Here is a 7,984-nt window from a genome sequence, read left to right on the forward strand (position 1 = left end):
AGTATATATCTGTGATATTTATATGGAAAAAGTTATTTGTGTAGAGTTTGAATAGGTAGTTAAAACCGTATATATATGTCACCACAACGGACAAACCACTAAAATGTTACACACAAAATCAAAATTATTTTACAAAACAAAAGGAACCACAAGAACCGTCCCTGTGGCTCCCCTTGGCTCCACAAAACAAAAAGAGCCACAGGAACCGTCCCCTTGGTCCCTTGGCTCCACGTAGCTCTTTTAGCACTTTTTATTTTCTTTTTTATCTGGATAGACAGCTCGTTCACCGCCGATGAGTTTTGGTCTAGCTTTTGCCATTGTGATATGAGCTCCACCAAGCTCCTTCAACGAACTTCGAATCGGCACAGCGACATGCTTTAAATGCATACCGATAAAAGTATCACCAATATCAATTCCCGCTTCAGCTTTAATAAATTCAACCACAACCGGATCGTTAAAATGTCCGAATGCGTAGGTGGCCATTGCTCCACCCGCTGATCGAACCGGGACGACCGTTACTTGCTCATAATTTTTATGTAATGCTGTTTCACGCTCGACAACTATCGCTCGGTTTAAATGCTCACAGCACTGAAACGCAAGCTCAACACCCACGTTTTTTCGAAGTAAATCCAATTCACTAAAAATCATTTCCGCAACATCTTCAGATCCTGCGGTTCCGATGCGTTCACCGATGACTTCACTCGTACTGCAGCCGACCACTAGGAGCTCTCCTTTTTTCAATGAGGCCATTTCCGCAAACTCTGAAAGGATCGTTCGAAGCTGGCCTCTCCATACCTCAATATCCGCAACCATTCCCAAACCTCCTAACTAAAATCAAATACGCCTGATTCAAAAATCCTCAGGCGCTACATCTTTTATTGTTCAGTGCTGTTCTCGTATTCAGTGATTTTATTGATTCTGTTTTCATGGCGGCCACCTGAGAATTCTGTGGTGAGCCATGTTTTTGCAATTTCAAGTGCAAGTCCTGGGCCGATAACGCGCTCACCCATCGCAAGAATGTTGGTGTTATTATGCTCACGAGTCGCCTTTGCACTAAAGACATCATGACAAAGTGCACAACGGATGCCATGAACCTTATTCGCAGCAATACTCATTCCAATTCCAGTTCCGCAAATTAAAATACCACGATCATATTCCCCGTCCGCCACTTTTTTCGCAACTGGTAGGGCATAATCCGGATAATCAACAGATGTAGAGCACTCACACCCAAAATCATCATATTCAATCTCAAGTTCGTCCAATAATTTTTTGATTTCTTCACGCAATACTAAACCACCATGGTCTGAAGCAATTGCCACTTTCATTGTAAATCCCCCTATAATCAAATGCGCCTTGGTTAGATTTCCAGCCAAAAAACATTACTTTATTTTTATTATACCTAAAAAAGAACTCCCGAACCAAACGGGAGATTTTTTCAGGAGTTTTATAACGTAAATCGTTGAATGGTCTGCTTTAACTGACTTGCTTGGGTAGCAAGCTCCTGTGCCAAGCTGTCCACTTCACAAATGACGCTTGTTTGGTGCTGGGTTGCAGCACTAACTTCCTGTGCTCCTGCAGACGTTTCTTCTGCAATCGCCGCAACTTCCTGTGATTGCAACGACGTCGCTTGAATACGTTCCATTTGTTTTTCTACCAATGCGGCAATTTGCTTCACAGCATCGGCTACCTCATGAACAGACGATGTCATTTCTGCAATTGCCTCATTTGTAATCGTTCCTTTTTTCGCTTCTTCATTCGCAACTGCTACTTGTTCTGAAATTTGAACGACCACATTTCGAACCTCTTGCTGGATATTTTTAATTAGCTCTGAAATGCCTTGAACAGCCTTTGAGCTTTCATCAGCAAGCTTTCTCACTTCTTCAGCCACAACTGCAAAGCCTTTTCCATGCTCACCTGCACGTGCTGCTTCAATGGAAGCATTCAATGCAAGCAAGTTAGTTTGACCAGCAATATCGCCAACAAGTGAAATAATATGTTCAACTTCCTTCGCATTTGTCTCTAACCGATTTACCGCCTCAAGCGAGGTTTTGTTGTTTTCAACAAGCTTATTAATTCCAGAAACAAGCGAATGCACAACTTCTTTACTGTCATTCAGCGTATCAACCATTTCAACAGATAAGTTTTGCGAGGTTTTCGCGTTTTGCTGAACCTCTTCAGCAATTTGAATAACATCCTCCACTGATTCCGCTGTCTCTTGAATCGAAATCGCAGAGCTGTCAGCCCCTTTGGAAATCTCAGAAATGGTACGATTAATATTTTCCGCCTGCTCAGAAGCAAGACTTGATGCCTTCGTAATCTCAACCACTTTTACATTTGTATTTTCAAAGTTTTCCTCGATATTTTGAACCATTTCACGTAAATTGTGTAGCATTTTATTAAACGCAACGCTTAAGCTACGAATCTCATCATCTGATTTTGAAACGGGTACATCCTCACGAATATCACCATTTGCAGCATGAATGGCCACCTGTTCTAGCCTCTGAAGTGGCTTTGTGATGAAGGATGCCGCAAAAAAGGCAAGAATCCCAGACCAGATAATACCTAAAGCCAATGTGCCAATCACAAAAACTGTTTGATTCACCATTTCTTCAACGAAAGGATATACAAAATAAATGAATAAAGCAGATGTTGAATACGTCACAACCGCTAAAATAGTTGTAAATAGTACTAATTTTAACCTTAGACCAAATTTATAGCGCCTTTTTTCCAACCCATTCTCCCCCTGAAATCTATCTATTTTAGTTTAGAAAGTACTTGATCAATTAATGGTTCGAGTTCTGCATAGGTTTCTCTATATATCTCAACCGGTCCTCCGAAAGGATCAGAAATATCCCCACTGCCGTCCACATATTCTTTTAATGTAAACACCTTGTCCCCGCTTTGCGGGAAACTGTGAAGGATTGCCTGTTTATGATGACTGGTCATCGTTAAAATACAAGTTGCCCACTCAATGTGGTCTTGTGTTAATAAAGAGGAAGAATGCTGACACTCCATTCCATTTTCCCTTAACACCTGAGCCGTATTAGCCGATGCAGGAGTTCCATCACCCGCAAAAATTCCCGCTGATTGGACCTCGATCTTTTCCCCGCACTTTTTTCGTAAAATTGCTTCAGCCATCGGACTTCTACATGTGTTCCCTGTGCAAACAAATAAAACGCGTATCATTTCATCACCCTTTTCATCGTTGCCCTTATGCTACTTTCGACCTGTATTTAGACAAAATTCGATATAGTATCATTATAATCGAGATTTGCATGAAAGACATAGTCAATATTAAAAAAAGAGCACGGATTTCGTTCCGTACTCACAGTTTTGTAATATATTTTTTATAATGGAAATAGTAGTTTCACACCAAAGACGAGGAGGATGCTTCCACCTAATACTTCACTGTATGTACCAAGCCAGTTTTGGACCTTTCGACCTAATAGTAGGCCGATCCATGAAAGAACCATGCTGACGACTCCGAACATGAGTATGACCATGATGGTTTTTGCGCCGTATATCCCTAGCGAAAGCCCGACGGAAAAACTGTCTAAGCTCACACTTAAAGCAAAAATAAATAACCCGAAACCAACTGGTGTAATCATGCGCTGCTGATCATCGTCCTTGAAGGAAGAAATAATCATTTGTAAGCCTAAAAATAAGAGCAACCCTGCGCCTAAATAGGTGGCAATCGCTCCAAATGTATCTGATAAAAAGTGTCCAATCATCATGCCTGCCAAAGGCATCCACATATGAAACAGACCGATGGTTATACCGATCGAAAAAATTTGCTTTAGTCTTAATCGGATTAATCCCATTCCAAGACCAACAGAAAATGCGTCCATTCCTAAAGCAATTGCCATAATAAATAAGGTTATAAGTTCTCCGAGAAATGCTGTTATATCCATCTTCTACCTCCTTGGACGTGCCTATTTCAACATATGCATGTACAAAAGGAAATAGAAGAAGGATTTCTCAATTTATTCTGTGATCAATTTATGTCCTGCAGCCTTGATTAAGCGATTCATAATGGCTTGACCAATCCCCTCACTTGGAAAGCTCTCACTATAAATAACATCGACACCACTTTCATCAAATAAGCGCAGCACATCATAAAGTCTGTTCGCCACAGACTCCAAATCCTCACGCGAGCCACAAGCAATAATTTTATCTGCCTCATATTTGTTTTCACGCTCTGTCGTTGTGAGGATGCCAACCTTCATGCCCTTGTTTTGCTTTTCTTTAACGAGAGATTGTATAAATTCCATCGAACCATTCACAATTGTTAGTGGAGCAGTTGGTGCATAATGTTTATATTTCATTCCAGGCGATTTCGGTGCTTCGCCTTCTGTTAAAATAGCCTTATCAACCTCGACGATACCACATACCGCCTCAAGCTGCTCCTTTGTCACTCCACCAGGTCGTAAAATTACAGGCACTTCACCTGAGCAGTCTAGAACCGTTGACTCAAGTCCAACACCTGTTGCTCCGCCATCAAGAATCCCCGCGATTTTACCAGTCAGATCATCGGCCACATGCTTCGCAAAGGTCGGGCTTGGTTTGCCAGATGTATTCGCACTCGGCGCTGCAAGTGGAAGACCTGATGCTGCAATTAATGCCAATGCCACCGGATGACTCGGCATGCGAATCGCTACCGTTTCAAGTCCAGCTGTTACCTTTTTTGAGACCGCATTTTCTTTTCTTTTTAAAACAAGCGTTAACGGACCTGGCCAAAATCTTTCAATCAAGCGCTCTGCCTGTTCAGGGATATCCTGTGTAATTTTATGTAACTGCTCAATTGTGGAGATGTGGACAATCAGTGGATTATCACTCGGACGACCCTTTGCCTCGTAAATTTTTGCAACGGCCTCATCAGATAAAGCATTTGCCCCAAGCCCGTACACTGTTTCTGTCGGAAATGCGACCACTTCGTTTTTCTGCAGGAGACTTGATGCCTCTTTTATTTGTGGATAAGATTCTAAATTTTGTTGTCGTTTATCCACAACCCATTGTTTTGTTTGCATGTAACGCAACTCCTATATGAAAATCCTTTAATAATGTCGTTTTTTTATTATCGCAATATAAAAAAGTATAGGTTTTTAAGGGGAGTAAAACAAGTGTTATCCACAATTTGTGGACAATTAACCCGAAAATGTGGATAGTTTTGTGGATATAACCAGTTTTACCACATTCCACACATAAAGGAAAAAATTCATCCACAGCCCATATTTTTCATTACGTTCCACAGATTATCACATTCATCCGCATTTTAACAACATTAATTATCCACATTATCCACAATTATTATAAATCAAATGCGCCTGGCGTATTTGCGCCCAGATTTTTAGGCCCACAGGATGTAGGTCAAAAAAACGTTGCCACAGGACGTGGCGTCCTTAGTCTTTGATCTTACGCTCGAAAAGTTACCTTTGAAAATCGCATGTCTCCACCGGATGCATACCTTTATTCAGCATCGGTTTGGCCACTGCTGAATAAAGGTAAAAACCCCCACTTGCGAACATTTCGTCCACAAACGGAGGTTTGGAAACTACTTTTATTTTTCAATTTGCGAAACCATGAACATAGGATCCGTCCTTTCAAGTAGCTTTGTGATATGATTTGATTCTTTTATATTCTCCGGAAGCCCATCCTCTTCAATTTGCTCGAAGCCAAGCATTGCGAAAAATTGAATCGACGCTTGCTTATTTGTCGCTAAAAAGAGACATTTTAATTCCTTATGCTTTGCAAGTGATATGGCACTTTTAAATAATGTAAGTAAATTCGTTTGGTCCACACCTTGAGAAATCACGAGTGACCGAAGCAGTCCATCTTGTTCAATTCTCTCAATCCCTAATGTTGCGAGGATTTTCTGTTCGGCATCCTCTAATAAAATAAAATGGTCAATGATCGATTCGATTCCATCCGCACTGACCTCAGCTTGTCCTAAAAATGCTGTTACCTTTTCAATATCCTGCACATTTGCCGTTCTAATTTGTTTCATTTTTCCCCACCTCATCATTAGATCAAATGCGCCTTGGCGTATTTGCGCCCGATTTTTTTAGGCCCACACGAGGTGGGTCACAAAGACGTTGCCACAGGAAGTGGCGCCCTTAGTCTTTGATCTTACACTCGAAAAGTTTCCCTTGAAAAATCGTGGCATCCGCCGGAGGCTTAACTTTATTCAGTCGGGGTATGAATCCCCACGCAAATTGTCAACTCTAATTGCATTCATTTCACCACTTTAATAGTTGATGGAATGTTGCTGAATAAAGTTATCTAGTAACTACTCTATGAGGCATCTGCGAACAATAGAACCATATGCTAGATTTTTAGCTGAATAAGGATGTGAAAAATTCAACTAAGAAGAATTTGACCTCTACTTCTTCCTCTTCCTCTTCATTTTCTTTACTTTCTTCCTTTTTCTTCTTATCTTTCTTCTCTTCTTTGTCTTTCTTCTCTTCTTCTTGCTCGATCGCTACGTCTTTTCCTTCTTCATCGGATGCTTCAACTGCATCACCCGTTGAAAAGTCTAAGAAGCATAATGGTGGGAACAACACGCACCACCAGTTTGCCCCTTCTGCTTCCCCTAATGTAATCAGAATTGCTTCATACTCACCTGCTGGATATAGAAATTGTCCATAAAGCTTTGTTGGGAACTGAACATTTTTTCCGTAATCAACTGTATATGATTGATTGCTATTTTCTTCTTCTAAAACTCTAGCAACGATTTTCTCGATTTCTGGAAGTCTCTCTTGAATCAGCTCTCTAGCTGCTTCAATTGACGTTAACTCTGCTACCCATACTGTAATTTCTGCATTTACCGCATCACGTACCTTGCGCTTTAATGCCTGGTCCTCATCAGAATCACTGTTAGCCAAGATACGAAGACGAATTGCCTCGTCTGGAATCACTTGTGGCTCTTCAGCACTCGTTTCTTTTATAAATAAATGGCTATTCGCCCCAATTAACATTAAAAATATAAATGATACAATCGCAATTTGTTTACTCACTCTCTAGCACCATCCCTTCACAACCCATTCTCGCCAAAAAAATAAAATCCTAAACTAGCAAATTTGAAAAATCTATTAAACTACTTTTTTGATAGTATTTTTCCATATTTCCGAAAATATATGTAAAGTTGACTTTACAAAATGTATAGTTCACTTTACAATATAGTTAGAAACAATCGGAGGATATTGTAAATGGAAATTAGAAATCGCGTGAAGGAACTCCGCGCAAAGCATGGCCTGACACAAGGCTCACTCGCGGAAAAGGTTAATGTAACACGGCAAACAATCGTCGCACTGGAAAAAGGAAGCTATGTCCCTTCACTACTACTCGCAATGAATATCGCACGAACGTTTAACTTGCCAATTGAAGAAATTTTTTATTTGGAGGATGAGGAAAAATGAGTATTTTTCGTAATGTCATGTTTTCAATTGTTATGCTGGTACTTTTCGGTTGGGGATTAACTTCTATGTACTTTGCACAAATGGATTTTGCCGATATCGTAAAAAACAATACCCAGCCACCCTGGTTTATTGAAATTAACATGTTGCCGATTTTTGCAACCATTTTAATTGGGGGTGTTTTTACAGTAATCACCTATCCAAAATTAAAGCACAAGCGAAAGTCATGGAAAAATGTCTTTTTGCTACCATCAGAATTTGAAGAAGGTGATGAGCGCGAAAAGGAACTCACCGGAAAGGCATGTCGAGCTTCCTATATTAGCATGTGGTTCACGTTCCCAATCATCGCCGCATTATTTTTACTCTTTCCCTTCATCTCAGACACAGTCCCATATTATCCAATTATTTTATTGCTGCTTTATCCGTTGATTCAGATTATCGTCTATTTTATTACATGGAAGAGGAACTACTGAAATAAGTTTTTGAAAAATGTACTGTCGCTCATTTCATGAAGCGAATAACACATTGATCAAAATTAAAACGCAATTCAGTGTGTTATTGTACCCATATGG

At 40.3% G+C, this 7,984-nt stretch carries 10 protein-coding genes; 2 read left to right on the top strand and 8 right to left on the bottom strand.

Annotated features, from left to right (window positions below):
* Positions 1 to 240: 240 nt before the first annotated feature.
* The 8 genes from V7097_RS22185 to spoIIR all read right to left on the bottom strand — a co-directional run bounded on the left by V7097_RS22185 (position 241) and on the right by spoIIR (position 7,013).
* The gene (locus V7097_RS22185) at positions 241 to 813 is read right to left on the bottom strand and encodes a TIGR01440 family protein (RefSeq protein ID WP_335705817.1); all 573 of its coding nucleotides are present in this window, start codon (positions 811 to 813) and stop codon (positions 241 to 243) included.
* 62 nt (positions 814 to 875) lie between these two features.
* Entirely contained in the window at positions 876 to 1,325 is a 450-nt protein-coding gene (gene rpiB, locus V7097_RS22190) for a ribose 5-phosphate isomerase B (RefSeq protein WP_335705818.1), read from the bottom strand.
* 119 nt (positions 1,326 to 1,444) lie between these two features.
* The gene (locus V7097_RS22195; RefSeq protein ID WP_335705819.1) at positions 1,445 to 2,731 is read right to left on the bottom strand and encodes a methyl-accepting chemotaxis protein; all 1,287 of its coding nucleotides are present in this window, start codon (positions 2,729 to 2,731) and stop codon (positions 1,445 to 1,447) included.
* A 23-nt stretch (positions 2,732 to 2,754) separates the two neighbouring features.
* Positions 2,755 to 3,186 carry a low molecular weight protein arginine phosphatase gene (locus tag V7097_RS22200; protein WP_335705820.1) on the bottom strand — a complete coding sequence of 144 codons (432 nt, stop codon included), beginning with the start codon at positions 3,184 to 3,186 and terminating at the stop codon, positions 2,755 to 2,757.
* 161 nt (positions 3,187 to 3,347) lie between these two features.
* Positions 3,348 to 3,911 (bottom strand): manganese efflux pump MntP, encoded by a 564-nt coding sequence (locus V7097_RS22205; RefSeq protein WP_335705821.1) that lies wholly within the window; start codon positions 3,909 to 3,911, stop codon positions 3,348 to 3,350.
* Between the two features lie 72 nt (positions 3,912 to 3,983).
* Positions 3,984 to 5,027: an L-threonylcarbamoyladenylate synthase gene (locus V7097_RS22210; protein ID WP_335705822.1), complete on the bottom strand. Its 1,044-nt coding sequence runs from the start codon at positions 5,025 to 5,027 to the stop codon at positions 3,984 to 3,986.
* 530 nt (positions 5,028 to 5,557) lie between these two features.
* A complete protein-coding gene (locus V7097_RS22215; protein ID WP_335705823.1) occupies positions 5,558 to 6,004 on the bottom strand; it encodes a GNAT family N-acetyltransferase in 447 nt (148 codons plus the stop codon).
* A 328-nt stretch (positions 6,005 to 6,332) separates the two neighbouring features.
* Entirely contained in the window at positions 6,333 to 7,013 is a 681-nt protein-coding gene (gene spoIIR, locus V7097_RS22220) for a stage II sporulation protein R (protein ID WP_335705824.1), read from the bottom strand.
* Between the two features lie 192 nt (positions 7,014 to 7,205).
* On the opposite strand from spoIIR, the gene V7097_RS22225 reads away from it, so the two are divergent.
* Together V7097_RS22225 and V7097_RS22230 are read left to right on the top strand one after the other, a co-directional pair.
* Positions 7,206 to 7,415, top strand: coding sequence for a helix-turn-helix transcriptional regulator (locus tag V7097_RS22225; RefSeq protein ID WP_335705825.1), 210 nt, complete (start codon positions 7,206 to 7,208; stop codon positions 7,413 to 7,415).
* Positions 7,412 to 7,885, top strand: coding sequence for a hypothetical protein (locus V7097_RS22230; RefSeq protein WP_335705826.1), 474 nt, complete (start codon positions 7,412 to 7,414; stop codon positions 7,883 to 7,885). The genes V7097_RS22225 and V7097_RS22230 overlap by 4 nt, the downstream gene beginning before the upstream one ends.
* The last annotated feature ends 99 nt before the right edge of the window (positions 7,886 to 7,984 follow it).

Origin of the sequence: Bacillus sp. JJ1562, from assembly GCF_036962705.1 — a bacterium.
GTDB lineage: Bacteria > Bacillota > Bacilli > Bacillales > Bacillaceae_L > Ferdinandcohnia.